The sequence below is a fragment of the Pseudomonas sp. RL genome (assembly GCF_000647775.1).
Lineage (GTDB): Bacteria > Pseudomonadota > Gammaproteobacteria > Pseudomonadales > Pseudomonadaceae > Serpens > Serpens flexibilis.
On the sequence record NZ_JBOY01000054.1, the window covers coordinates 1 to 25,746 of the forward strand.

General features: G+C 67.6%; 20 protein-coding genes and 1 other RNA gene. 8 read left to right on the plus strand and 13 right to left on the minus strand.

Annotated elements, in window-relative coordinates:
* Positions 1 to 528: hypothetical protein (locus AS93_RS0109780; RefSeq protein WP_027590445.1), on the minus strand; the 528-nt coding region annotated here is incomplete at its 3' end.
* Between the two features lie 282 nt (positions 529 to 810).
* Positions 811 to 2,229: an ATP-dependent RNA helicase DbpA gene (dbpA, locus tag AS93_RS0109785; RefSeq protein WP_081798277.1), complete on the minus strand. Its 1,419-nt coding sequence runs from the start codon at positions 2,227 to 2,229 to the stop codon at positions 811 to 813.
* Positions 2,230 to 2,313: 84 nt separating this feature from the next.
* Here dbpA and AS93_RS0109790 point away from each other — a divergent pair, with 84 nt between their 5' ends.
* Both AS93_RS0109790 and rarD read left to right on the plus strand, forming a co-directional pair.
* Positions 2,314 to 2,796 (plus strand): ATP-binding protein, encoded by a 483-nt coding sequence (locus tag AS93_RS0109790; protein WP_027590447.1) that lies wholly within the window; start codon positions 2,314 to 2,316, stop codon positions 2,794 to 2,796.
* A gap of 81 nt (positions 2,797 to 2,877) precedes the next feature.
* On the plus strand, positions 2,878 to 3,759 hold the full coding sequence (gene rarD, locus AS93_RS0109795; protein ID WP_027590448.1) for an EamA family transporter RarD: 882 nt from the start codon (positions 2,878 to 2,880) through the stop codon (positions 3,757 to 3,759).
* A 5-nt stretch (positions 3,760 to 3,764) separates the two neighbouring features.
* Here the strand turns inward: rarD and AS93_RS0109800 are convergent, their stop codons facing one another.
* From AS93_RS0109800 to AS93_RS0109820, 5 genes are all read right to left on the minus strand, one after another.
* Complete coding sequence (locus tag AS93_RS0109800; protein WP_027590449.1) at positions 3,765 to 5,105, minus strand: hemolysin family protein; 1,341 nt, start codon at positions 5,103 to 5,105, stop codon at positions 3,765 to 3,767.
* A 75-nt stretch (positions 5,106 to 5,180) separates the two neighbouring features.
* Positions 5,181 to 6,296 carry a glycine cleavage system aminomethyltransferase GcvT gene (gcvT, locus tag AS93_RS0109805; protein WP_027590450.1) on the minus strand — a complete coding sequence of 372 codons (1,116 nt, stop codon included), beginning with the start codon at positions 6,294 to 6,296 and terminating at the stop codon, positions 5,181 to 5,183.
* A gap of 138 nt (positions 6,297 to 6,434) precedes the next feature.
* A complete protein-coding gene (locus tag AS93_RS0109810; RefSeq protein ID WP_027590451.1) occupies positions 6,435 to 7,811 on the minus strand; it encodes an L-serine ammonia-lyase in 1,377 nt (458 codons plus the stop codon).
* A 43-nt stretch (positions 7,812 to 7,854) separates the two neighbouring features.
* Complete coding sequence (gcvP, locus tag AS93_RS0109815; protein WP_027590452.1) at positions 7,855 to 10,710, minus strand: aminomethyl-transferring glycine dehydrogenase; 2,856 nt, start codon at positions 10,708 to 10,710, stop codon at positions 7,855 to 7,857.
* Between the two features lie 160 nt (positions 10,711 to 10,870).
* Entirely contained in the window at positions 10,871 to 11,779 is a 909-nt protein-coding gene (locus AS93_RS0109820) for a DMT family transporter (protein ID WP_037008895.1), read from the minus strand.
* Between the two features lie 439 nt (positions 11,780 to 12,218).
* Between AS93_RS0109820 and smc the strand changes: the two genes are divergently transcribed.
* From smc to AS93_RS0109845, 4 genes are all read left to right on the plus strand, one after another.
* Positions 12,219 to 15,707, plus strand: coding sequence for a chromosome segregation protein SMC (gene smc / locus AS93_RS0109825; RefSeq protein WP_027590454.1), 3,489 nt, complete (start codon positions 12,219 to 12,221; stop codon positions 15,705 to 15,707).
* Between the two features lie 224 nt (positions 15,708 to 15,931).
* Positions 15,932 to 16,732 carry a cell division protein ZipA gene (zipA, locus tag AS93_RS0109830; protein ID WP_027590455.1) on the plus strand — a complete coding sequence of 267 codons (801 nt, stop codon included), beginning with the start codon at positions 15,932 to 15,934 and terminating at the stop codon, positions 16,730 to 16,732.
* A 76-nt stretch (positions 16,733 to 16,808) separates the two neighbouring features.
* Positions 16,809 to 19,172, plus strand: coding sequence for an NAD-dependent DNA ligase LigA (gene ligA / locus AS93_RS19120; protein WP_037008896.1), 2,364 nt, complete (start codon positions 16,809 to 16,811; stop codon positions 19,170 to 19,172).
* A gap of 132 nt (positions 19,173 to 19,304) precedes the next feature.
* A complete protein-coding gene (locus AS93_RS0109845; RefSeq protein WP_275451966.1) occupies positions 19,305 to 20,951 on the plus strand; it encodes a tetratricopeptide repeat protein in 1,647 nt (548 codons plus the stop codon).
* Here AS93_RS0109845 and AS93_RS0109850 read toward each other — a convergent pair.
* From AS93_RS0109850 to AS93_RS0109865, 4 genes are all read right to left on the minus strand, one after another.
* The gene (locus AS93_RS0109850) at positions 20,926 to 21,117 is read right to left on the minus strand and encodes a hypothetical protein (protein ID WP_027590457.1); all 192 of its coding nucleotides are present in this window, start codon (positions 21,115 to 21,117) and stop codon (positions 20,926 to 20,928) included. The genes AS93_RS0109845 and AS93_RS0109850 overlap by 26 nt on opposite strands.
* A gap of 44 nt (positions 21,118 to 21,161) precedes the next feature.
* Positions 21,162 to 21,392, minus strand: coding sequence for a DUF2892 domain-containing protein (locus tag AS93_RS19125; RefSeq protein ID WP_051587433.1), 231 nt, complete (start codon positions 21,390 to 21,392; stop codon positions 21,162 to 21,164).
* Between the two features lie 34 nt (positions 21,393 to 21,426).
* Positions 21,427 to 22,308, minus strand: coding sequence for an MBL fold metallo-hydrolase (locus AS93_RS0109860; RefSeq protein WP_037008897.1), 882 nt, complete (start codon positions 22,306 to 22,308; stop codon positions 21,427 to 21,429).
* A gap of 132 nt (positions 22,309 to 22,440) precedes the next feature.
* The gene (locus AS93_RS0109865) at positions 22,441 to 22,719 is read right to left on the minus strand and encodes an HU family DNA-binding protein (protein WP_027590459.1); all 279 of its coding nucleotides are present in this window, start codon (positions 22,717 to 22,719) and stop codon (positions 22,441 to 22,443) included.
* A gap of 203 nt (positions 22,720 to 22,922) precedes the next feature.
* On the opposite strand from AS93_RS0109865, the gene ffs reads away from it, so the two are divergent.
* Positions 22,923 to 23,019, plus strand: an RNA gene (gene ffs / locus AS93_RS20260) — signal recognition particle sRNA small type.
* A gap of 32 nt (positions 23,020 to 23,051) precedes the next feature.
* On the opposite strand, the gene AS93_RS0109870 is transcribed toward ffs, so the two are convergent.
* Together AS93_RS0109870 and ada are read right to left on the minus strand one after the other, a co-directional pair.
* The gene (locus AS93_RS0109870) at positions 23,052 to 23,273 is read right to left on the minus strand and encodes a DUF3820 family protein (protein ID WP_051587434.1); all 222 of its coding nucleotides are present in this window, start codon (positions 23,271 to 23,273) and stop codon (positions 23,052 to 23,054) included.
* A gap of 46 nt (positions 23,274 to 23,319) precedes the next feature.
* Positions 23,320 to 24,351: a bifunctional DNA-binding transcriptional regulator/O6-methylguanine-DNA methyltransferase Ada gene (gene ada, locus AS93_RS0109875; RefSeq protein ID WP_037008898.1), complete on the minus strand. Its 1,032-nt coding sequence runs from the start codon at positions 24,349 to 24,351 to the stop codon at positions 23,320 to 23,322.
* A gap of 190 nt (positions 24,352 to 24,541) precedes the next feature.
* Here ada and dnaX point away from each other — a divergent pair.
* Positions 24,542 to 25,746 (plus strand): DNA polymerase III subunit gamma/tau (gene dnaX, locus AS93_RS0109880; RefSeq protein WP_027590462.1); only part of this gene is annotated, 1,205 nt, incomplete at its 3' end.

Below are 25,746 nucleotides of genomic sequence, written 5' to 3' on the forward strand. Positions count from 1 at the left end.
CTGGACGGCAAAGCCGTCGCAGTCCACCACGGCGACATCGGCGCTGCGCCGGTGAACCAGCAGGTTGGCCGGCTTCAGGTCGATGATGCAGTGGCCCTTGGCATGCAGGTCCGCCACTCGCCGGGCCAGGTTGATGGCCACGTCCAGACGCCAGGCGGTCGCCTGAGGCAATCCCTGCATCCGCCGGCCACGGGCGCTGAGCACCAGATCCAGTGACACGTGGCTGGCCACATCGAGCAGCGGCATGGCAAAACCGACAAACTCGTTGCGTGATTTCAGCAGCAACGCCTGAGGCCAGGCAAAGTGCTGTGCAGAGGTATCCTCCGGAGCGTGGAGGATCATCTGCCAGACCTTGTGTTTCCGGGTCGGGTCCTTGCCGGGCTCGTGGTAGTACTTGAGTGCGTATCGCCCGTCAGCGGAGCGATAGATGGTGCCGTCCGCGCCACGGTTGATGGGCGTGCCGACGCCTTTCAGTTTTTCGGTTCGGCCATTGGCGAACCGGAGGGTGTAACGCCACTTACGGCTCATGCTGCAACCAGCTCCGCAAGCGAGCGGAGGCGTACATCCTCCGGCGTCAGTCGGGCAGGGCGAAGCAAGGCATGGTTCGCCAGTCTGCCGGACTGACGCGAAGTCCCTTTCTGAATAGTCATTTCACCGGGCGCAAATGGAAAGCGGCGGATGATAGCCAACAAGCTTGGCCGGGGTAAGGTGTCGAGTCGGGTGGCGGACACACCGACTGGAAGCGCCCTGACGCCCGTTCCGCAACGCCGAGCTCGGTCGGTCTGTCAGGCTCCTGTGTTTCCGGTGCGCTTACAAACTCCGCACCTTGAAACTCCGCCCCTTGATCTTCCCCGCCTGTAACCGCAATAGCGCCTGATGCGCCACGCTGCGTTCCACGGCCACGTAGGCCTGGTTGTCGAACAGGGCGATCTTGCCGACCTGGTCGGCGGTGAGGCCGGCGTCGCCGGTGAGGGCGCCGAGGATGTCGCCGGGGCGCACCTTGTCCTTGCGGCCGCCGCCGATGTTCAGGGTGATCATCGGCGGGCGCAGGCGTTCGGTGGCGTTGTTCTTCAGGCTGTCGAGGTTCTTCCAGTTCAGCGGGCGCTGTTGCAGCTCCTCGATGGCGCTGGCGCGCTGGGCTTCGGACGGGGCGACCAGGGAAGCGGCCAGGCCTTTTTCGCCGGCGCGGCCGCTGCGGCCGATGCGGTGGATGTGCACTTCGGGGTCGCGGCTCAGTTCCACGTTGAGCACCAGGTCCAGGCCCGCGATGTCGATGCCGCGCGCCGCCACGTCGGTGGCCACCAGAATGCTCAGGCTGCGGTTGGCGAACAGGGTCAGCACCTGGTCGCGGTCGCGCTGTTCCAGGTCGCCGTGCAGGGCGGCGGCGCTCAGGCCGCGTTCCTTGAGGAAGGCCACCAGTTCGTCGCACTGGATCTTGGTCTGGCAGAAGGCGATGGTGGAGGTGGGCAGCAGGTGGTCGAGCACCTTGGCCACCGCCTGGTAGCGCTGGCTGGCTTCCACTTCGTAGAAGCGCTGCTCGATCTGCGCGTTGTCGTGCTGGCTTTCCACTTCCACGCGGGCGGGCTTCTTGAGGAAGCGCGCGGCCAGTTGTTCGATGCCTTCCGGGTAGGTGGCGGAGAACAGCAGGGTCTGCCGACGCGGCGGGGTCTGTTCGATGATGGCGGTGATGGCATCGATGAAGCCCATGTCCAGCATGCGGTCAGCTTCGTCCAGCACCAGGGTGTTGAGGCCGTCGACCTTGAGGGTGCCCTTGGCCAGGTGCTCCTGGATGCGGCCGGGCGTGCCGACCACCACGTGGGCGCCGTGCTCCAGCGAGCCGATCTGCGGGCCGAAGGGCATGCCGCCGCACAGGGTCAGCACCTTGATGTTGTCGGCGGCGCGGGCCAGGCGGCGGATTTCCTTGGCCACCTGGTCGGCCAGCTCGCGGGTGGGGCAGAGCACCAGGGCCTGGCAGCCGAAGTAGCGCGGGTTGAGGGGGTGCAAGAGGCCGATGCCGAAGGCGGCGGTCTTGCCGCTGCCGGTCTTGGCCTGGGCGATCAGGTCCTGCCCTTGCAGGATCAGCGGCAGGCTCTGGGCCTGGATCGGCGTCATGGCGGCGTAGCCCAGCTCGTTGAGGTTGGCTAGCATGGCGGCGGAAAGCGGCAGGGAATTGAAAGCGGTGGTCACGACGGCGGCCCGAAAACAGCGGAAAGGCGCGCAGTGTAACAGGGCGCGGCGCTGCGCCGTCGGGTGCGCAAGCGCGCCGGCTCGGGTTACGCTGCACGGCACGACCCCGGAACCGGTCAGGCAGGCATGAACGACACGATTCTCGAACTGGACTCCCTCGGCTCCCTCGCCGAAGGGGTGCGCCTGGAATGCAAGCTGGCCCAGGGGCGCCACGGGCAGGGCGAGCTGCCACGCGATTTCTGGCCGACCTATTCGGCGTTCGCCAATACCCAGGGCGGCGTGGTGCTGCTGGGGGTGCGCGAGCATGACGGCCGTTTCAGCGTGGCGGGCATACCCGAGCCGGAGCGGCTGCTGCGCGAGCTGTTGGACGGCCTGGAGAATCCCGCCAGGGTGAGCGTCAATCTGCTGGGCGAGGATGACCTCCAGCTGGTGCGCATCGACGGCAAGACCCTGCTGCGCGTGCGCATCCCCGAAGCGCCGGCGGCGCTCAAGCCGGTCTATCTGAATGGCGACGTGCTGAACAACACCTACCGGCGCGTCGATTCCAGCGACATGCGCCTGACCCCGGACGAAGTGCGCACCTTGCTGGCGGCGACCACGACACACTGATCCCGCTCCGCGCGTCTCTCGGGGCTGGCTTTGCCCGCGCGCCCTCGCCACACTGGCGCCTTTTTTCGTTGAGGAGTTGTCGTGTCCAGGGGTGTGTTGCTGTCCGTCACGGCCTCGGTGCTGTTCGCCGCGCTCTATTACCTGTCGACCCTGCTGGTGCCGCTCAGCGGCCAGGAGGTGTTCGGCTGGCGCGTGTTGCTGACCTTGCCCTGCCTGCTGCTGTTCATGGCGCTCGGCCGTGACTGGCGCGCCGTGCGCGAGCTGGCCGCTCGGCTGCGGGCGTGGCCGTTGCTCCTGCCGCTGCTGATGCTCAGCGCCACGCTGTTTGGCGTGCAGCTCTGGCTGTTCCTCTGGGCGCCCATGCAGGGGCGCGGCCTGAATGTCTCGCTCGGCTACTTTCTGCTGCCGCTGACCATGATCCTCACCGGGCGCCTGCTGTTCGACGAGCGCCTCAGCCGCCTGCAGCAGCTGGCCACGCTGTTTGCTGTGCTCGGGGTGGGCAACCAGCTGGTGAATGTCGGTGGGCTGGCCTGGGAAACCTGGCTGGTGGCGCTGGGCTATCCGGCCTATTTCGCTCTGCGCCGGCGCCTGGGCACCGACAACCTGGGCGGCATGTTGTTCGACATGCTGCTGATGCTGCCGGTGGCGCTGTGGTTCGCCTGGGCGGGCGGGCAGCTGCCGGGGCATTTCGCCGAGGCGCCGCGCCTGTTCCTGCTGGTGCCGCTGATGGGCGCGCTGAGCGCCTGGGCGCTGATCAGTTACCTGCTGGCCAGCCGATACCTGACGCTCGGCCTGTTCGGCCTGCTCGGTTATGTGGAGCCGGTGCTGCTGGTGGTGGTGTCGCTGCTGCTGGGTGAGCGCATCCAGCCGGGCGAATGGCTCACCTATATCCCGATCTGGGCAGCGGTGCTGGTATTGGTGCTGGAAGGGGCCCGCCATCTGTGGCGGCGGACCCGGCAGTAGAGCGGTTATCCACGCGGATCCACAGGGTTATCCACAGGGGGTTTGGCGGCTGTGGGGCCGTCGCCGGCCCGCGTGACCAGCACCTGGTCGATCCGGTAGCTGTCCACGTCGACCACCTCGAAGGTGTAGCCGCCCCAGGTCACGCTGTCGGTGCGCTTGGGCACCCGGCGCAGCATGGTCATCAGGAAGCCGGCGAGGGTTTCGTATTCCTCTTCGTGGGGCGTGCTGTCGATGTCCAGGGCGCGCTTCACATCCTGCATGGCGGTGACGCCGTCGATCAGCCAGGAGTGGTCGTCGCGGCGCACGATCTGCTCCTCGTACCAGGGCGACACCAGGTCGCCCATGACGATGCTCATCACGTCCTTGAGGGTGATCAGCCCGACCACCAGGCTGTATTCGTTGACGATCAGCGCGAAGGTTTCGCCGGTCTGGCGGAACTGGCGGAGCATTTCCGAGAGGGTCAGGCGGTCCGGTACCACCAGCGGCTTGTGCACCAGTGACGGATCGTTGAAGGCGATGGGCTGGTTGTTCAGTACGCGCTGGAACAGCTCCTTCACCGTCACGTAGCCGACGATGTGGTCGATGTCGCCATCGCAGACCGGATAGTGGGAGTGGGGCTCGCTGGCGATGCGGGTGCGGATGTGCTCCTCGGTGTCGTCCAGCAGGAAGTAGAGGATGCCGTCGCGGTGCGCCATGGCGCTGGGCAGGGTGCGGGTCTCCAGCTCGAAGACATTCTCGATCACCTGCTGCTCGCTGGCGGCCAGCGAACCGGACAGGGCCCCGGCCTGGGTCAGGGCGAGGATGTCGTCAGGGGTGACGCTTTCGTCGCGCTGGCGTGGCAGGTTGAACAGCGCGATCAGCCCGCTGACCACCCACGCATAGAACACCACCAGGGGTTTGAACAGGGTGTTGAGCACCTGCATCGGGCCGATCACCAGGGTCGCCAGGCGCTCGGGAATCGCCATGGCCACCTGCTTGGGAATCAGGTCGGTGAAGACGATGAACAGCGAGGTGGTGAGCACGAAGGAAACCGTGAAGCCGATGGCGACCGCCTGGTCGGTCGCCAGGTGGTTTTCCAGCAGCCGGGTGAAGACCGGGGTGAGGAAGCCCTGGCCGACGATACCGCCGAGGATCGCCAGGGCGTTCATGCCGATCTGCACCACGGTCAGGTAGTGGCCGGGCGCCGTCTGCACATGGATGACGCGCTGCGCGTTGTGGTTGCCCTCGTCGACCAGCTGGCGCAGTTTCAGGGGGCGCGCGGCGGCCAGGGCGATTTCGGCGATGGAGAAGAAGGCGCTGGCCAGGATGATGCCCGCCAGCAGCAGGAGGCTTTGGGTAACGCTCATATACAACGGCTCTGAAAAGACGAGGCGCGAGGGTAGCACGCCGGACATGCCCGTTTGGTGGCGGGCATGTTCCCTTCAACCCCGGTAATAGCGCGGCGCAACGAAGGGCATCTTGCTGACGATCATGGCCACCGGCTTGCCGCGCACCAGCGCCTGGACGGAGGTGCCCAGGCCCGCCAGGTGGCTTTCCACATAGCCCATCGCCACGGGCGCGCCGAGGCTGGGGCCGAAGCCGCCGCTGGTGATGCGACCGATCGACTGTTCCTGATCATCCACCAGCCGGGTGCCTTCCCGCACGGGAATGCGTTCGGCCGGCAGCAGGCCGACGCGCCGCTGCGCCACGCCGTCGCGCAGTTGCTGGAAGATGCGCTCGGCGCCCGGGAAGCCGCCAGGGCGCGCGCCGTCCGGGCGCCGGGCCTTGGAGATCGCCCAGCTCAGGCTGGCCTCCACCGGGGTGGTCTGGGTGTCCATGTCATGGCCGTACAGGCACAGGCCGGCTTCCAGGCGCAGCGAATCGCGGGCGCCCAGGCCGATAGGCTGCACTTCCGCTTCGTCCAGTAGCCGGCGTGCCAGTGCCTCAGCATGGGCGGCCGGCACGGAGATCTCGAAACCGTCCTCGCCGGTATAGCCCGAGCGGCTGACGAAGCAGGCATGGCCGAGCAGCTCGACGCGGGCGATCTGCATGAAGGTCATGCCCGCCACGCTCGGCGCCAGACGGCTCAGCACCGCGGCGGCCTGTGGTCCCTGAAGGGCGAGCAGGGCGCGGCTGTCGAACAGCGCCTCGATCATGCAGCGCCCGGAAAGGTGGCGTTGCAGGTGTTCCAAGTCCTGCTGCTTGCAGGCGGCGTTGACCACCAGCAGCAGGCGCTGGTCGCCCAGGTTGGCCACCATCAGGTCGTCGAGGATGCCGCCGTTCTCATCGGTGAACAGCGCGTAGCGCTGCTGGCCCACCGGCAGGTCGAGAATGTCCACCGGCACCAGAGTTTCCAGCGCGGCGGCGGCCTGGGCGCCGTGCAGCACGATCTGCCCCATGTGGGAAACGTCGAACAGCCCGGCCTGCGCGCGGGTGTGCAGGTGTTCCTTGAGGATGCCGACGGGGTAGTGCAGCGGCATTTCGTAGCCGGCGAACGGCACCAGTCGGGCGCCGAGTTCCTGATGCAGCGCGTGCAGCGGGGTGTAAGCCAGGGTCATGCGATTCTCCTTGAATAGGGTGGCCGGCACGCGGCGCATTCGGCGGCCGGAAAAGCGCCGCCCGCCCTACGTAACGATGCACCAACGTAGGGTGGTCAACGCGCGCGTTGGCCACCAAGCAACCCGCACCGAGCGCTATCAACACTCGATGATGTTCACCGCCAAACCGCCCCGGGCGGTTTCCTTGTACTTGCTCTTCATGTCGGCGCCGGTCTGGCGCATGGTGGCGATCACCTTGTCCAGTGATACGTAATGGCGTCCGTCGCCGCGCAGGGCCAGGCGCGCGGCGTTGATCGCCTTGACCGCGCCCATGGCGTTGCGTTCGATGCAGGGAATCTGCACCAGCCCGCCCACCGGATCGCAGGTCAGCCCCAGGTTGTGTTCCATGCCGATCTCGGCGGCGTTCTCCACCTGCTGCGGGCTGCCCCCGAGCACCTCGCACAGCGCGCCGGCGGCCATCGAGCAGGCCACGCCGACCTCGCCCTGGCAGCCCACCTCGGCGCCGGAGATCGAGGCGTTTTCCTTGTAGAGCATGCCGATGGCGGCGGCGGTGAGCAGGAAGCGCACCACGCCATCCTCGCTGGGCGACTGGGCGAAGCGCATGTAGTAGTGCAGCACCGCCGGCACGATGCCGGCTGCGCCATTGGTGGGTGCGGTCACCACCCGGCCGCCGGCGGCGTTTTCCTCGTTGACCGCCAGCGCCCAGAGGTCCACCCAGTCCAGCGCGTTGAGCGGGTCGCGCAGCTGCGGCTCGGCGGTCTCGCTGAGCTGACGGTACAGGGCGGCGGCGCGGCGGCGCACCTTGAGGCCCCCGGGCAGGATGCCCTCGTGACGACAGCCGGCGGCCACGCAGGCCTGCATCACCTGCCAGATCTCCAGCAGCGCCGCGCGGGTCTCGGCGTCGGATCGCCAGACGGCCTCGTTGGCGGCCACCAGCGCGCTGATCGGCTGCGCGTGCCGGGCACAGAGTTCCATCAGCTCGCGGCCACTGTGGAAGGGGTAGGGCAGCTCGGTGCGGTCCTCGACGATGCGCCCGGCGCCGGCGGCGCTTTCATCCACCACGAAGCCGCCACCCACCGAGTAGAACGCGCGCTCGCGCAGTTGCAGGCCACTGGCGTCGAAGGCGCGGAAGATCAGTCCGTTGGGGTGGTAGGGCAACGGCTTGCGGATGAATTTCAGCTGTTCGCGTTCGTCGAAGGGCAGCGGGTGAGCGCCCAGCAGGCGCAGTTCGCCACGGCTGCGAATGTGCTCCAGCCGGGCGGGAATGCTGGCGGTGTCGATGTGTTCCGGCTGCTCGCCTTCCAGGCCGAGCAGCACCGCCTTGTCGGTGCCGTGGCCCCGTCCGGTGGCGCCCAGCGAGCCGTAGAGTTCGACCTGCAGCGACGCCGTGGCGCCCAGCAGGCCGTCGTCACGCAGCCCCTCGGCGAAGCGCGCGGCGGCGCGCATCGGCCCCACGGTATGCGAGCTGGAGGGACCGATACCGATCTTGAACAGATCGAGCACGCTGAGGGCCATGGACGTTACCCGGGCAAGGGACTGTTTTCAGTGTAGGGCCACGCTACTGGTAAGCCTCCACCGGCGGGCAGCTGCACACCAGGTTGCGGTCGCCGTACGCGTTGTCGACGCGCGCCACCGGCGGCCAGTACTTGTGTTCCGCCAGCTGCGCCACCGGGTAGACGGCCTGGCGGCGCTCGTAGGGGTGCGGCCAGTCGCCGGCCAGTTCGGCGGCGGTGTGCGGCGCGTTCTTCAGGGGATTGTCCTCGGCATCCAGGTCGCCGCGTTCGACCGCGGCGATTTCCTCGCGGATGCGGATCATCGCCTCGCAGAAACGGTCCAGCTCGGCCTTCGACTCGCTCTCGGTGGGCTCGATCATCAGCGTGCCGGGCACCGGGAAGGACATGGTCGGCGCGTGGAAACCGAAGTCGATCAGCCGCTTGGCCACGTCGTCGACGCTGATGCCGCTGCTGTCCTTGAGCGGCCGCAGGTCGAGGATGCACTCGTGGGCCACCAGCCCGTGGCTGCCGGTGTAGAGCACCGGGTAATGGGGCGCCAGGCGCCGGGCGATGTAGTTGGCGTTGAGGATGGCCACCTGGGAGGCGCGGGTCAGGCCCTCGCCGCCCATCATCTTCAGGTACATCCAGGAGATCGGCAGGATGCTGGCGCTGCCGTAGGGCGAGGCGCTGACCGCGCCGTCGCGGCGTTCCAGGCAACGGTGTCCGGGCAGGAAGGGCGCCAGGTGCGCCTTGACGCCGATCGGACCGACACCGGGACCGCCACCGCCGTGCGGAATGCAGAAGGTCTTGTGCAGGTTGAAGTGCGAGACGTCGCCGCCGAAGCGCCCCGGCGCGCACAGGCCGACCATGGCGTTGAGGTTGGCGCCGTCGATGTACACCTGGCCGCCGTGCTGGTGGACGATCTCGCAGATCTCGCGGATAGCTGCCTCGAACACGCCATGGGTGGAGGGGTAGGTGATCATCAGCGCGGCGAGGCGCTGGTGATGCGCCTCGGCCTTGGCGCGCAGGTCGTCGATGTCCACGTTGCCGCTGGCGTCGCAGGCCACCACCAGCACCTGCATGCCGGCCATGCTGGCGGTGGCCGGGTTGGTGCCGTGGGCCGAGGCGGGAATCAGGCACAGGTCGCGCTGTTGCTCGCCGCGACTCTCGTGATAGGCGCGGATCGCCAGCAGGCCGGCGTATTCGCCCTGGGAGCCGGCGTTGGGCTGCAGCGAGACGGCATCGTAGCCGCTGACCGTGCACAGCAGCGCCTCCAGCTCGGCGGTGAGCTGCCGGTAGCCCTCGCTCTGCTCGGCCGGGGCGAAGGGGTGCAGGCCGGTGAACTCGCGCCAGGTGATCGGCAGCATCTCGCTGGCGGCGTTGAGCTTCATGGTGCAGGAACCCAGCGGGATCATGGCGCGGTCCAGCGCCAGGTCCTTGTCGGCCAGCCGGCGCAGGTAGCGCATCAGCTCGGTTTCCGAGTGGTAGCGGTTGAACACCGGATGTTCCAGGAACGGCGTGTGGCGCAGCAGACCGGCGGGCAGGGCGTCCGGCGTGTCGGCCAGGGCGGCAAAGTCCGGCAGGCGCTGGCCGCCGTGGGCGAACACCGCCCACAGGCGCTGCACCAGCGCCGGGGTGCTGGTTTCGTCCAGGGCGATGCCAAGATGCTGGTCGTCGATCTCGCGCAGATTGATCTCTTCCTCCCAGCCGCGCTCGAGCAGCACGGCGGTGTCATCGCCGCTGGCCAGGCTGAGGCTGTCGAAGAAGTGCTGCTGCTCCACGCTGTGGCCCAGCTCGCGCAGGCCGGCAGCGAGGATGGCGGTCAGCCGGTGAACTCGTCGGGCGATGGCCTTCAGGCCCTGCGGTCCGTGGTAGACCGCATACATGCTGGCCATGTTGGCCAGCAGCACCTGGGCGGTGCAGATGTTGCTGGTGGCCTTCTCGCGGCGGATGTGCTGCTCGCGGGTCTGCATCGCCAGGCGCAGCGCCGGCTGGCCGTGGCGGTCTACCGACACGCCGACCAGGCGGCCGGGAATGTCGCGCTTGAAGGCTTCGCGGGTGGCGAAGAAGGCCGCATGGGGGCCGCCGAAGCCCAACGGCACGCCAAAGCGCTGGGCGCTGCCGATGGCCACGTCGGCGCCGAACTCGCCGGGCGGGGTGAGCAGAGTCAGGGCCAGCAGGTCGGTGGCCACCGCCACCAGGGCGTTGGCGGCGTGCAGGCGCTCGATCCACTCGCGGTAGTCATGGATATCTCCGTGGCTGGCGGGGTATTGCAGCAGGGCGCCAAAGAAGGCCTCCGGGTCGTCCAGGGCCAGTTCGTCATCCACCACCACCTCGATGCCCAGCGGCGCGGCACGCGTGCGCAGCAGGTCGAGGGTCTGCGGGTGGCAGCGGCGGGAGGCGAAGAAACGGTTGCTGGCGCGGTTCTTCGACAGCCGTCGGCAGAAAGTCATGGCTTCGGCGGCGGCGGTGGCCTCGTCGAGCAGCGAGGCGTTGGCCACCGGCAGACCGGTGAGGTCGCTGATCATCGTCTGGAAATTCAGCAGCGCCTCCAGGCGCCCCTGGGAAATTTCCGGCTGATAGGGCGTGTAGGCGGTGTACCAGGCGGGGTTTTCCAGCAGGTTGCGCAGGATCGGCGCCGGCGTGTGGGTGCCGTAGTAGCCCTGGCCGATGCAGCTGGTGAAGACCCGGTTGCGGGTGGCAATCGCATGCAGCTCGGCCAGCGCTTCGGCCTCGCCCAGTCCCTCGTCGAGCGGCAGCGGTTTCTCCAGGCGGATGCCGGGCGGCACCACGGCATCGGTCAGTGCCTCCAGCGAGGCGTACCCCAGCGTCTCAAGCATGGCGCCGAGTTCGGCTTCACGCGGGCCGATATGGCGGGCGATGAATTCGTTGCGGGTTTCCAGCGGGTGCGACGGGGTCATCGGCGGTTCCTTCTGCGGCACGGCGGCAATTGCCAGAGAGTGTTGACCCCGGGCCGGGGTGCGTCCAGTGGCCGAAGGTCGCTGCCGGGCGCCGAGTTAATACCACCCCTCCATATCGCCTGGTGGTTATCCGCAACCCCCGTGCGGGGGCGGGCGGCGCTTAGCTGCGCCGCAGGCTCAACAGCACAATGCCGGTCAGCACCAGGGCGCCGCCCAGCAACTGGATGCCGGCGAGCATCTGGTCGAGGATCAGCCAGCCGAGCAGCAGGCTGGCCACCGGTTCGATGTTCAGCACCGGCGTGTTGTGGGCCATGTCCAGACGCGGAAACAGCACGAACAGCAGGCTGAACGCGCTGCCATAGAGCACCGCCAGGGCGGCCAGCGCGAACCAGCCGGAGGTGCTGGCGGGTTGAGTCAGCCCGTCGGGCATTAGGCCACCGGCACCGATCAGCGCGGTGGCCAGGAACACCACCAGCATGGTCAGCAGACTGCGCAGCGCACCGGGCACAGCGCCGAGCTTGTGGTCGGTGATCCACAGCGCGCCGGCGAAGGCGCAGGCACCGCAGAAGGCGAGGGTCACGCCCAGCAGCCAGTCGCCGTCCACCGGTGCGCCGCTCAGCAGCACGGGCACGTTCAGTGCCAGCACCAGGCCGAACAGGATCACGCCCATCAACAAAAGTGTGCGCCGGCCCGGCGCCGGCCCGCCCAGCAGCCAGGTGAGCAGGGCCAGCAGGATCGGGAAGGCATTGGCCACCAGCAGCGCCAGGGCGACCGGAATACGCGCCACCGCCGAATAGAGGCACAGGCTCTGCGCCGCGATCAGCAGGCCCAGCAACAGTTGCCAGCCGCCGCTGCCGGCGGGAAGCCGCCAGCGTTGCCGCTGCACCAGCAGCAGGGTGGTGAGTACCAGCAGGGCCAGACCGGAGCGGAACAGGATCGCCAGCAGCACACCGGCACCGGCGTCGAACGCCAGGCGTGCTGCAATGTGGTTGGAGGCGAAGGTGCAGGCCAGGCAGGCAAGGATTAGCACGGCGGTCGGGCGGCTGAACGGAACGGCGGAAGTCGGCATGGAGAGGGGCGGCAGGCAGCGGCGGGAGGGGGAAAGGGCGAGCGAGCATACTCCAGTGGTGGTGGATGGGAAGAGTGGTCGGTTAATACCACCCCTGATGTGCGACTTGGAGAGTGACCGCAACCTCCATGCATCTCGGTTCAACAGGGGTTGGAGGAGGGCTCGCGATTCGGCTGCAACCCGCGCGATCCGCCGGCGGAGGTCACCTTTTCCGCTGCTGGCCCTGTGATACACTCCGCCGCTTTGCAGAGTCGCCGCCGCTGTCTGCCCGGGTCGTTTCAGGTCCGCCGGGCTGCTTTCGCGAGTGCGCAGTCCAGCTACCAAGGAAACCCATGACGTTGAAGGGGTCGAACGATCGGGTCCGGCGCAGGTGCCGTCACCCCCTGGCTCACACCTCCGGCCTCCGGGCAGAGTCCGCTATCGCGAACGGGGAACGTTCATGCGCCTGAAGTGCATCAAGCTGGCCGGCTTCAAGTCCTTCGTCGATCCCACCACGGTGCACTTCCCCAGCAACATGGCGGCAGTGGTCGGCCCCAATGGCTGCGGCAAGTCGAACATCATCGACGCCGTGCGCTGGGTGATGGGCGAAAGCTCGGCGAAGAACTTGCGCGGCGAGTCGATGACCGACGTCATCTTCAACGGCTCCAACACCCGCAAACCGGTGACCCAGGCCAGCATCGAGCTGATCTTCGACAACTCCGACGGCAGCCTGGTGGGCGAGTACGCCGCCTACGCGGAAATCTCCATCCGCCGCCGGGTGACGCGCGACAGTCAGAACACCTACTTCCTCAACGGCGTGAAGTGCCGCCGGCGCGACATCACCGACATCTTCCTCGGCACCGGCCTGGGGCCGCGCAGCTACTCGATCATCGAGCAGGGCATGATCTCCAAGCTGATCGAGGCCAAGCCCGAGGACCTGCGCAACTACATCGAGGAAGCCGCGGGCATCTCCAAGTACAAGGAGCGCCGCCGCGAGACCGAAAACCGCATTCGTCGCACCCAGGAAAACCTGGCACGCCTGTCCGACCTGCGCGAGGAGCTGGAACGTCAGCTCGACCGCTTGCATCGCCAGGCCCAGGCCGCCGAGAAGTACCAGGCCTACAAGGCCGAGGAACGCGAGCTCAAGGCCCAGCTCACCGCCATGCGCTGGCAGACGCTGAACGAACAGGCCGGCCAGCGGGAAAAGATCATCGCCGACCAGGAAGTCGCCTTCGAGGCGCTGGTCGCCGAGCAGCGCAACGCCGACGCCAGCATCGAACGCTTGCGCGACGGCCACCACGAACTGTCCGAACGCTTCAACCAGGTACAGGCGCGCTTCTATTCAGTGGGCGGCGACATCGCCCGGGTCGAGCAGAGCATCACCCACGGCCAGCAACGCCTGCGCCAGTTGCAGGACGATCTGCGCGACGCCGAGCGGCAGCGCCAGGAAACCGAACAGCACCTGGGGCAGGACCGTGCGCGTCTGGAATCCCTGACCGAAGAGCTGGCCATGCTCGAGCCCGAGCAGGAAGCCACTCTGCTGTCCGCCGAGGAAGCGCAGGCCGTGCTGGAGGAGGCCGAGGAGGGCATGCGCGGCTGGCAGGAGCAGTGGGATGCCTTCAACCAGCTGAGCGCCGAGCCGCGCCGCGCCGCCGAGGTGCAGCAAGCGCGCATCGTGCAGTTGGAACAGAGCCTGGAACGTCTGGCCGAACGCGAGCGCCGGTTGCGTGACGAACATGCCCAACTGGCCGCCGATCCGCAGGACGCCGCCATCCTCGAGCTGAACGAACAGTTGGCCGCCAGCGAGCTGCAGCTGGAAGAGCTGCACCTGGAAGAGGGCGCCCAGCAGGAGCGCCTGGAAGCGCTGCGCAATGAACTGCAGCAAGCCACCCAGGCCCAGCAGCAGGCGCAGGGCGACCTGCAGCGTCTCAACGGGCGCATCGCCTCGCTGGAAGCCTTGCAACAGGCCGCGCTGAACCCCGGCCAGGGCGTCGCCGACTGGCTGAAGAGCCAGTTGCTGGAACGTCAGCCGCGGCTGGCCGACGGCCTGCGGGTGCGTTCAGGCTGGGAGCTGGCGGTGGAAACCGTGCTCGGCGCCGACTTGCAGGCCGTGCTGCTGGAAGATTTCGATGGCTGCAATCTGTCCGCCTTCGGCCAGGGCGAGCTGCGCCTGTTCAGCCCGGCCGAGAACGCCGCGCGCCTGCCGGGCAGCCTTTTGGAACTGGTGGAATCGCCGGTCGATCTGGCGCCCTGGCTCGGTCGCGTGCGCCCGGTGGAAAGCCTCGACGACGCGCTGCTGCAACGCGCCCGCCTGCAGGATGGCGAGAGCCTGATCAGTCGCGATGGCTACTGGGTCGGCCGGCATTTCCTGCGCGTGCGGCGTGCCGGCGAAGCGGAATCCGGCGTACTGGCCCGCGCCCAGGAGCTGGAGACGCTGCAGGCCGAGCGCGACGAGCGCGCCGCCGAGCTGGAAACCCTGGACGCCCGTCTGCAGCTGTTGCGCGACGAGCAGCGTGAGCTGGAGTCGCAGCGCGAGCAGGTGCGCCGCCGCAGCCAGGACGAGACGCGGCGCCTGGGCGAGTTCAAGGCCCGGCTGTCCGCCCAGCAGGCGAAGGTGGAGCAACTGGCCCTGCGCCGACGCCGGCTGGATGAGGAACTGGTCGAGGCGACCGAGCAGGCAGCCATCGAGCAGGAGCAGCTCGGCGAAGCCCGCCTGCATCTGCAGGATGCCCTGGAGGCCATGGAGCAGGACGGCAGTCGCCGCGAGGAGCTGCTCGCCAGGCGCGAGGCCCTGCGCGAGTCGCTGGAACGTGCCCGCCAGGATGCCACGCGCCACAAGGACCACGCCCACCAGCTAGCAGTGCGTATCGGCTCGCTGCGCGCCCAGCACGAATCCACCCGCCAGGCGCTGGAACGCCTGAGCCTGCAGTTCGAGCGTGCCCAGGAACGCCGCGAACAGCTGTCGCTGAATCTGGAAGAGGGCGCGGCACCGCTGGAAGAGCTGCGCATGAAGCTGGAAGAGCTGCTCGACCAGCGCATGGCCGTGGAAGAAGAACTGCAACACGCCCGCCTGGCCCTGGAAGATGCCGACCGCGAGCTGCGCGACGCCGAGAAGCGCCGTAGCCAGGCCGAGCAGCAGGCGCAACTGCTGCGCGGGCAGATGGAGCAGCAGCGCCTCGACTGGCAGACCCTGAGCGTGCGCAGCAAGGCGCTGCAGGATCAGCTGCAGGAAGACGGCTACGAGCTGCACGCGGTGCTGTCCATGCTGCCGAACGACGCCAGCGACAACGCCTGGGAAGCGGCGCTGGAACAGCTGGCGGGGCGCATCCAGCGGCTGGGGCCGATCAACCTGGCGGCCATCGACGAATACCAGCAGCAGTCCGAGCGCAAGCGCTACCTGGACGCGCAGAACGACGATCTGGTGGAGGCGCTGGACACCCTGGAAAACGTCATCCGCAAGATCGACAAGGAAACCCGCACCCGCTTCAAGGACACCTTCGACCAGATCAACAGCGGCCTGCAGACGCTGTTCCCCAAGGTGTTCGGGGGTGGCCACGCCTATCTGGAACTAACCGGGGAGGATCTACTCGATACAGGGGTGGCGATCATGGCCCGGCCGCCGGGCAAGAAGAACAGCACCATCCATCTGTTGTCCGGCGGCGAGAAGGCGCTGACCGCCCTGGCTCTGGTGTTCGCCATCTTCCAGCTCAATCCGGCGCCGTTCTGCATGCTCGATGAGGTGGACGCCCCCCTGGACGATGCCAACGTGGGCCGCTACGCCCGGCTGGTGAAGGACATGTCGGAGAAGGTGCAGTTCATCTACATCACCCACAACAAGATCGCCATGGAGATGGCCGATCAACTGATGGGCGTGACCATGCACGAGCCTGGCTGCTCGCGACTGGTGGCGGTGGATGTCGAGGAAGCCGTGGCCCTGGCCGAGGCCTGAGTGGCACTCGGCGCTTTGGCGGGAAAGGGGAACCGATCGGTGCAAAACGGCGGAATGCCATGCTAGTTTATGGGCACTTTTTCACCCCGCCGGAAACTCCAGCGGGAACAGACAGTTAGCAAACGACCGTTTTTATTCACGGGCCGGAAACCGGGCGGCAGGGAGCTTGTCGAAGCGGTCTCGTCCGGATGCCCGTTCTTCATCTTCAGAGGTCATGGTTTTTTATGGATTTTGGTCTGCGGGAATGGCTGATCATCATCGGCATCATCGTCATCGCCGGCATTCTCTTCGATGGCTGGCGGCGCATGCGCGGCGGCAAGGGCACCCTGAAGTTCAAGCTGGACCGTCGTCTGGCCGACTCCCTGGCTGACGGCGGCGACGATGGCGAAGTGCTCGGCCCGGCCCGGGTGGTTCGCCCGGCCGAACCCGCGCTGGGCGACCTGCCGCACCGCGCCACCCCCTCCGCAACTCGCAGCGCCAGGGCGAGTGCCCGTCAGCGTGATCTGGAGTTCGACGAGCCGGTGCCGACGCTGCTCAACCCGCTGGACGAAGGCGACGCCTATGCGCAACGCGGCGAGTCCGGGGGCGCACCGATGGAAGAACTGCTGGTGATCAACGTCGTCTGCCGTGACCCGCAGGGCTTCAAGGGTCCCGAGCTGCTGCAGAGCATCCTGGAAAGCGGCCTGCGCTTCGGCGACATGGACATCTTCCATCGCCACGAGAGCATGGCCGGCCACGGCGAAGTGCTGTTCTCCATGGCCAACGGCGTCAAGCCGGGCACCTTTGACCTGGATGACATCGACCTGTTCACCACCCGTGCGGTGAGCTTCTTCCTCGGCCTGCCGGGGCCGCGCCATCCCAAGCAGGCCTTTGACGTGATGATCGCCGCCGCCCGCAAGCTCGCCCACGAGCTGGACGGTGAACTCAAGGATGACCAGCGCAGCGTGATGACTGCGCAGACCATCGAACACTACCGCCAGCGCATCACCGACTTCGAGCGCCGGCACCTGACCAAACAACGCTGAAGACAGCTGCAAGCTGCAAGCCTCACGCGGTAAGCCTGGAGCTTGCGGCTTGTCGTGTGCAGCTTGAGGCTCTTCAATGACCGACGCCCAGACCGCCGCCGAACGTCTTGCCGCCCTGCGCAGCGAGATCGACGCCCACAACTACCGCTACTACGTGCTCGACGAGCCGACGGTTCCCGATGCGGAGTACGACCGGCTTTTCCGCGAACTCCAGGCCCTGGAGGCCGAACACCCCGAGCTGGTCACTCCCGAGTCGCCTACCCAGCGGGTCGGTGGCGAAGCGCTGGCGGCGTTCGGCCAGGTGCGCCATGAAATCCCCATGCTCAGCCTGGGTAACGCCTTCGAGGAGCAGGACCTGCTCGACTTCGACCGCCGGGTGCGCGAAGGGCTGGACCTGCCGGCCGGCGATCTGTTCGGTGGCGGTGCGGAGGTCGACTACAGCTGCGAACCCAAGCTCGATGGCCTGGCGGTCAGCCTGTTGTACGAGAACGGCATGCTGGTGCGCGGCGCCACGCGAGGCGATGGCAGCGTCGGCGAGGACATCAGCGCCAACGTGCGCACCGTGCGCAACATTCCCCTGAAGCTGCACGGCGAAGGCTGGCCGGCGGTGCTGGAAGTGCGCGGCGAAATCTACATGCCCAAGGCGGGCTTCGAAGCCCTGAATGCCCGCCAACTGGAAAGCGGCGGCAAGCCCTTCGCCAATCCGCGCAACGCCGCCGCCGGCAGCCTGCGCCAGCTTGATCCGAAGATCACTGCCGCCCGGCCGCTGGAGTTCTGCACCTACGGCGTGGGGCGCTGCGACGGCGAGTTGCCGGGCACCCACATCGATATCCTGCACGCACTCAAGCGCTGGGGCCTGCCGATCAGCCGCGAGCTGAAGCACGCCCGGGGCGTTGCCGAATGCCGCGCCTACTACGACGCCATCGGCGCCCGGCGTGACGCGCTGGCCTACGAGATCGACGGCGTGGTGTTCAAGGTCAACGCCATCGCCCAGCAGCGCGAACTGGGCTTCCGTGCCCGCGAGCCGCGCTGGGCAATCGCCCACAAATTTCCGGCCCGCGAGGAGCTCACCGAGCTGCTCGACGTGGAATTCCAGGTCGGCCGCACCGGGGCGATCACCCCGGTGGCGCGCCTGAAGCCGGTGCAGGTGGCCGGCGTGACGGTGTCCAACGCCACCCTGCACAACATGGACGAGGTGGCGCGCCTCGGCGTGATGATCGGCGACACCGTGATCGTGCGCCGCGCCGGCGACGTGATTCCGCAGATTCTCGGCATCATCGCCGAACGCCGCCCGGCGGATGCCCGGGCGGTGCATGTGCCCGAGCAGTGCCCGGTGTGCGGCTCGGCGGTGGAACGCACCCAGCTGATCAAGCGCGGCAAGGGCCGCGAGTCGGTCAGCGAAGGGGCCGTGTACCGTTGCATCGGCCGCTTGAGCTGCCGGGCGCAGCTCAAGCAGGCGATCATCCACTTCGTGTCGCGGCGCGCCATGGACATCGACGGCCTGGGCGACAAGATTGTCGAACAGCTGGTGGATCGCGGCCTGGTGAATTCCCCGGCCGATCTCTACACCCTGGCCTACGAACAGATCATCGCGCTGGACGGCTTTGCCGACCTGTCGACGCGCAACCTGCTGGCCGCCATCGAGCACAGTCGCACGCCGACCCTGGCGCGCTTCATCTACGCGCTGGGCATTCCGGACGTGGGCGAGGAGACCGCCAAGCTGCTGGCTCGCGCCCTGGGTTCCCTGGCGCGCATCCAGGTGGCGCTGCCGGAAGTGCTGACCTGGCTGCCGGATGTGGGTCTGGAAGTCGCCCACGAGATCAGCCACTTCTTCCTGGACGAGCACAACCGTCAGGTGATCGCCCGACTGCTGGAGCATGTGCAGCTGCAGGGCGAGGGCGAGCTGCATGCCGAGTTCGCCGCCTGCGCCACGCTGCCCGAGCTGCTCGGCAAGCTGAACATCCCGCACATCGCCGTGACCGGTGCGCAGAAACTGGCCGATCGCTTCGGCTCGCTGGATGCGATCATCACCGCCGACTGGCTGGACCTGCGTCAGGTCGAGCGCCTGACCGAGAAGGCCGCGCGTTCGCTGCGCGAGTTCTTCGACCAGCCGGGCAATGTCGAGCGCGCCCGGGCCATCGAGGCGCAACTGCGCGCCTTCGGCATGCACTGGGAAAGCGAGCGGCAGCAGGCCGCCGGCCTGCCGCTGGCCGGCCAGACCTGGGTGCTGACCGGCACGCTGGAAAGCATGAGCCGCGAGCAGGGCAAGGAACGCCTGGAAGGACTGGGCGCCAAGGTGGCGGGCTCCGTTTCGGCGAAGACCACGGCGGTGGTCGCCGGCCCGGGCGCCGGCTCCAAGCTGGCCAAGGCCACCGAGCTGGGGGTGAAGGTGCTGGACGAGGAGGCATTCCTGGCGACCCTGGCGCAACTGAACGGCTGACCTGCCGGTGGGCGTCCGGCCGGCGGGCGGGGCACGGGCCTGCTAGCGTTTCAATAGGGTCTTCAGACCCCAATGACGAGAGCACAGGAACCGGCTCCCGCCGCGGATCAACCCCACCGGGAGGATGATGCCGTGAAACGCCGGAACCCCGTTTACCACCTGCAGCCCCTGGCGCTGGCGTTGTTGCTGGCTTCCGGCCTGGGGCTGGCAGCCCAGGCCCCATCGGCCGTGCCGCTGTATGACAACCTCGGTACGCACCACTACAGCATTACCACCAGCAATCCGCAGGCGCAGCGCTATTTCGACCAGGGCCTGCGCCTGTACTACGCCTTCAACCATCAGGAAGCCATTCGCGCCTTCAGCGAGGCGGCACGGCTGGATCCTGCCTGCGCCATGTGCCACTGGGGCGTTGCCTTGTCGCTCGGCCCGAACATCAACGCGCCGATGGACCCCGCCGCTGCCGAACCGGCGCTGGCGGCACTCGAGCGGGCACGGGAGGGTCAGGCCACCGCCGCCGAGCGAACACTGATCGAGGCCCTGGCGACGCGCTACGCCAGCCCGCCTCCGGAGGATCGCAGCGAACTGGACCGTGCCTATGCCGAGGCGATGGGCAAGGTGGTGCGCCTGTATCCGGACAATCTGGATGCCGCCGCGCTGTATGCCGAGTCGCTGATGGACCTCAGCCCCTGGCAGTACTGGAAGGCCGACGGCGAACCGCGACCGGACACGCCGCAGATCCTTGCCCAGCTGGAACGGGTCATCGCCGCCAATCCCCAGCATCCCGGCGCCTGTCACTTCTTCATTCACGCCGTCGAGGCCGTGCAGCCGGAGCGTGCGGTGCCCTGTGCCGAGCGCCTGGCCGACCTGATGCCGGGGGCCGGTCATCTGGTACACATGCCAGGTCACATCTACATCCGCGTCGGCCGCTACGAGGACGCCATTCGCGCCAACGAGCATGCGGTGCATGCCGACGAGACCTACATTCGCGACCAGAACCCGGCGTTCGGCGTGTATGTCGCCGGCTACTACCCGCACAACTACGACTTCCTGGCCTTCGCCGCCAGCATGATCGGGCGCAGCGAACAGGCGCTGTCCGCGTCGCGCAAGATCGCCGAGCTGGTTCCCGAGCCGATGCTGCGCGAGCCGGGCATGACCTTCCTGCAGCACCACATGACGCGCCATCTGCAAATGGATGTGCGCTTCGCGCGCTGGGATGAACTGCTTGCCGAGTCGGCGCCGCCGAGCGACCTGCCGCATGCGCGCGGCATGTGGCATTACGCGCGGGGCAGAGCGCTGGGCGCCCAGGGGAATACGGACGCGGCCCGTGACGAGCTGGTCGCGCTGCAAGCCATCGCCCAGGACCCGCGCATGGCCGAGCTACGGATGGAGTTCAACAGCTCCGGCGCGGTGCTGGCCATCGCCAGCCAGGTGCTGGAGGGGCAGATCGCGGCGGGGCAGGGCAAACCGCAGGAGGCGGTCGCACGCCTGCGCGAGGCGGCGCGTCTGGAGGATGCCCTGACCTACGGCGAGCCGCCGGAATGGACGGTACCGGTGCGTCAGGATCTGGGGAGTATTCTGCTCGAAAGCGGGCAGTACCAGGCAGCGGAACAGACATTCCGTGAAGACTTGCGGCGCTTTCCGGACAACGGCTGGTCGTTGCACGGTCTGGAGCGCAGCCTGCAGGCTCAGCAGCGCAACGAGGAGGCCGGCGAGGTGCGCCAGCGTCTGGAGCGGATCTGGTCGGGGGCCGACGTCAGTCTGGCTGGGTGGGCACCTTGACCGGCCGGGTGTCACAGGCCGGCTGGGGATCATCCGGGAACCGGGTGGTATCCAGCTGGCACAGCTGGCAGTCGTCGCTGGCGGCGGATTGTTCCACGTAGCGGACCCGGCGACTGGCCGAGTGGCGATCGGCGCTGACGCGAAACACGGGGCGTTTGTCGTGCATGGTGGGCTCTCCTGAAAACGGGCCGTCCCTGGCCCCCATGATCGTTACTTCTTGCCGCCGCAGCCACAGCTGCCGCCGTTACCGCAGCTGCCACCGCTCTTGCAGGAGCTGAGGCCGAACGGCAGGTAGGCTGGGCACCAGCCGATCAGGCCGGTGAACAGCGGCAGGACGCCGATCCAGGCCCACACCGGACCGCCGGCGATGGCCCAGGCGATCAGCGCGATGCCGACCAGGATGCGGATGCTCTTGTCGATACTGCCGACGTTCTTCTTCATTGCGTACTTCTCCTTTCAGCAGGGAAACGTGCCCTCAGAGCACGTCGAGTGGAATCTTCAGGTAGCGGCTGCCGTTGTCTTCCGGCGGTGGCAACTGGCCGGCACGCATGTTCACCTGCACCGAGGGCAGGATCAGCGTCGGCATGTCCAGCTCGGCATCGCGGGCCTGGCGCATGGCCACGAAGCTGTCTTCGTCGATGCCCTCATGCACATGAACGTTGCCGCGGCGCTCCGCGCCGATCGTGGTTTCGTGCTGGTGCTGCTCGCGACCCGGTGCCAGGTAGTCGTGGCACAGGAAAACCCGCGTTGCGTCTGGCAGGGCGAACAGCTTCTGGATCGAGCGGTACAGGGTGCGCGCATCGCCACCGGGGAAATCGCAGCGCGCGGTGCCGTAATCGGGCATGAACAGGGTGTCGCCGACGAATACGGCATCGCCGATCAGGTAACTCATGCACGCCGGGGTATGCCCGGGGGTATGCAGGGCCTGGGCGGGGATGTCGCCGATCCGGAAGGCTTCGCCGTCGCGGAACAGGTGGTCGAACTGGCTACCATCGCGGGCAAAGCCCGGCTCAGCGTTGAACAGGGTGGCGAAGGTGTCCTGCACCGTGCGTACCTGTTCGCCGATGGCCAATTGGCCCCCGAGCTGCTCGCGCAGGTAGTGGCCGGCACTCAGGTGATCGGCATGCACGTGGGTTTCCAGGATCCACTGCACGCTCAGACCCTGTTCGCGGACATGGGCGACCATCCGGTCGGCGCTGGCGTGGGAGGTGCGACCCGAGGCCGGATCGTAATCGAGCACGGCGTCGATCAGGGCGCACTGGCGGCTGTCGGTATCGGCCACCACATAGCTGTAAGTGCTGGTGGCGGGGTCGAAGAAGGGCACGATTTGCAGCTTCGGGGATGCGTCGCAATTCATGCTGATACTCCAAGGGGTATTCAGGGCGGAAAGATACTGGACTTTTCAGCCTATGCCTATTCCCTTGGGGTGGCATGCCGAACGGCGGAAGGGAGGAAGCGCGCCGTGCCGGGCACGGCGCGAGAAGGGGGATCAGTTGATGGCGTCGCTCAGGGCCTTGGCGGGTACGAACTTGACGACCTTGCGGGCGGCGATCTGGATGCTGGCTCCGGTCTGCGGGTTGCGGCCGGTGCGGGCCGGGCGTTCGCTCACCTTGAGCTTGCCGATGCCGGGCAGGGTCAGCTCCTCGCCGTTCTCCAGTGCGTCGCTGGCGATTCCGGCAAGCTGGTCGAGCAGGTCGCGGACCTGAGTCTGGGTGAGGTCGGTGGACTCGGCGAGATCGGCTATCAGCTGCTGCTTGGTCAGGGCCATTGGGGTACTCCACAAGGTAGGAAAGGCGCGAGTCTAACCGGCGCGCGGGCCGACGAGAACGTATCTAGCTGCGGTGATCCGCCGCTGTAAAGGCAAGTCTCTGTCGCGACTGGCTTTTTCTCGCCGGCCTGGTTGTAAGTTGGCGGCAAGCCGGTACAATGGCGCTCACTCGCCGCCTAGGCGAGGCGCGTTATGGCGGGCCCCATCGGTCCCCCCGCAACGATCAGCCGTGAACCCGGCCAGGCCCGGAAGGGAGCAACCGTAGCGGTGACATTGTGTGCCGGGGTGTGGCTGGTGGGGTTCGCCTCCATCTTCCTCCCGCGTTTCTTCCTTCAGTTTTCCCGATTCCTGCGCAACGGCTCGAGCAGCGCGTTCAGTCCGTTGTGGTCGATCTCGTGCATCAGTGCCAGCAGCCGGCCGATTTCCCCCTTGGGAAAGCCCTTGCGGGCGAACCAGCCCAGGTAGTCGCCGGGCAGGTCGGCGATCAGGCGGCCTTCATATTTGCCGTAGGGCATGCTGCGGGTCACCAGCAGGACAAGGTCGTCGGGCTTCATGGTCGGTCTCGCGGAATGGGCGGCCATTCTGCCAGCCGGCTGCTATTCAGTCTTGCCGTTCGCGCTTCAGCAGTTCGCGCTTGCGCGCCACCCCCCAGCGGTAGCCGGACAGTTCGCCATCGCTGCGTACGATGCGGTGACAGGGGATTGCCACCGCCAGGCTGTTGGCCGCGCAGGCGCCGGCTACCGCACGTACCGCGGTGGGCTGGTCGAGTTGTGCCGCCAGTTGCGCATAGCTGAGGGTGGTGCCGGGCGGGATCGCCCGTAGCGCCTGCCAGACGCGCGCCTGGAAGACGGTGCCGCGGATGTCCAGGGGCAGCGCCAGGCCCTGGCGTGGATTCTCGACCAGTTGAATCACCTGGCCGACCAGCGTCTCGAAATCCTCCTCGCCCGGCTGCAGTTCGGCCTTCGGGAAGCGTCCGCGCAGCTCGGCCAGCAAGGCCTCGCTATCGTCGCCGAGCAGGATGGCGCAAATGCCCCGGCTGCTGCGGCCGACCAGCACCTTGCCCAGGCTGGAGTCGCCTAACGCGTAGTGAATGGTCTCCCGCGCGCCGCCCTTGCGATAACGCCCCGGTGTCATCCCCAGCAGATCATCGGCGGCCGCGTAGAAGCGACCGCTGGAGCCGAAGCCCGCAGCGTGCAGGGCCTCTGTCACCGGGCGGCCGTCCTCCAGCGTCGCCCGCAGGCGCCGGGCACGCTGCTCGGCAGCGTAGGTGCGCGGCGTCAGACCCGTGTGGGTCTTGAACAGACGGTGGAAATGCCAGGGACTCAGCCCGGCGTCGCGGGCCAGTTCGTGCAGGTCGGGAACCTGTGGCTCGAGTTCGAGCCGCCGGCAGGCGGCGGTGATCCGCTCCAGCTGCTGGCCCCGCTTGTCCTGGACGATGCAGCGCCGGCAGGGGCGGTAGCCGGCGGTCTCGGCGTCATCGGGCGAGGCGAAGAAGCGGATGTTCTCCGGGCGGGGCAGGCGCGAAGGGCAGCCCGGTCGGCAATAGATACCAGTGGTCAACACCGCATAGATGAAAGTCGCGCCGCTGTCGCGGGCGAGCACGGATTGCCAGCGAGGGTCCTGCGGATTCATGGTGGGTCTCCCGATTCAGCCTGCCGACATCTTAATCCCGCGCCGGACAGCGGACACTCCGGTCCTTGCGCAGCAATTCTCCCCGCGCCACCCGCCTGTGGATCGGTGCACGGCCGGCAGGTCGGCGGATGCAATTTATGCCTTGCTCCGCTACGATGACCGCCTTTCCCCTTCCGCACGACGGCTTCCGATGAGTTATCAGGTTCTTGCACGCAAATGGCGCCCGCGCAGCTTCCGCGAGATGGTCGGCCAGACCCACGTGCTCAAGGCCCTGATCAACGCCCTGGACAGCCAGCGCTTGCACCATGCCTACCTGTTTACCGGCACCCGTGGGGTGGGCAAGACCACCATCGCGCGCATCCTGGCCAAGTGCCTGAATTGCGAAACCGGCGTCAGCTCCACGCCCTGCGGCCAGTGCTCGGTGTGCCGCGAGATTGATGAAGGCCGCTTCGTCGACCTGATCGAAGTCGACGCCGCCAGCCGCACCAAGGTGGAAGATACCCGCGAGCTGCTGGAGAACGTGCAGTACGCGCCGACCCGCGGGCGTTACAAGGTCTACCTGATCGACGAAGTGCACATGCTGTCCACGCACTCGTTCAACGCCCTGCTCAAGACCCTCGAAGAGCCGCCGCCGCACGTCAAGTTCCTGCTGGCCACCACCGATCCGCAGAAGCTGCCGGTCACCATCCTGTCGCGCTGCCTGCAGTTCTCCCTGAAGAACATGCCGCCGGAGCGCGTGGTCGAGCATCTGACCCATGTGCTGACCGCCGAGAACGTGCCCTTCGAACCGGACGCCCTGTGGCTGCTCGGCCGCGCCGCCGATGGCTCGATGCGCGATGCCATGAGCCTCACCGATCAGGCGATCGCCTTTGGCGAGGGCAAGGTGCTGGCCGCGGATGTGCGCAGCATGCTCGGCACTCTTGATCACGGCCAGGTCTATGGCGTGCTGCATGCGCTGATCGAGGGCGACGCCCGTGCGTTGATGGACGCCGTGCGCCACCTGGCTGAGCAGGGGCCGGACTGGAACGGCGTGCTGGCGGAAATGCTCAACGTGCTGCACCGCGTGGCCATCGCCCAGGTGTTGCCGGATGCCGTGGACAACGGCCAGGGCGACCGCGAGCGCGTGCTGGAGCTGGCCGGCGCGCTGCCGGCCGAGGATGTGCAGTTCTATTACCAAATGGGTCTGATCGGCCGCCGCGACCTGCCGCTGGCCCCGGATCCGCGCAGCGGTTTCGAGATGGTCCTGCTGCGCATGCTGGCCTTCCGTCCGGCTGACGCCGAAGGCGGGCCGCGCCCCCCTTTAAAGCCGACGGGGATCAGCCCGGCCACGGCTGATCCCGACACGGCAAGCGTGGCCGGCGCGGCTCCTGTGGCGGCTGCGCCTGCACCCGTTGC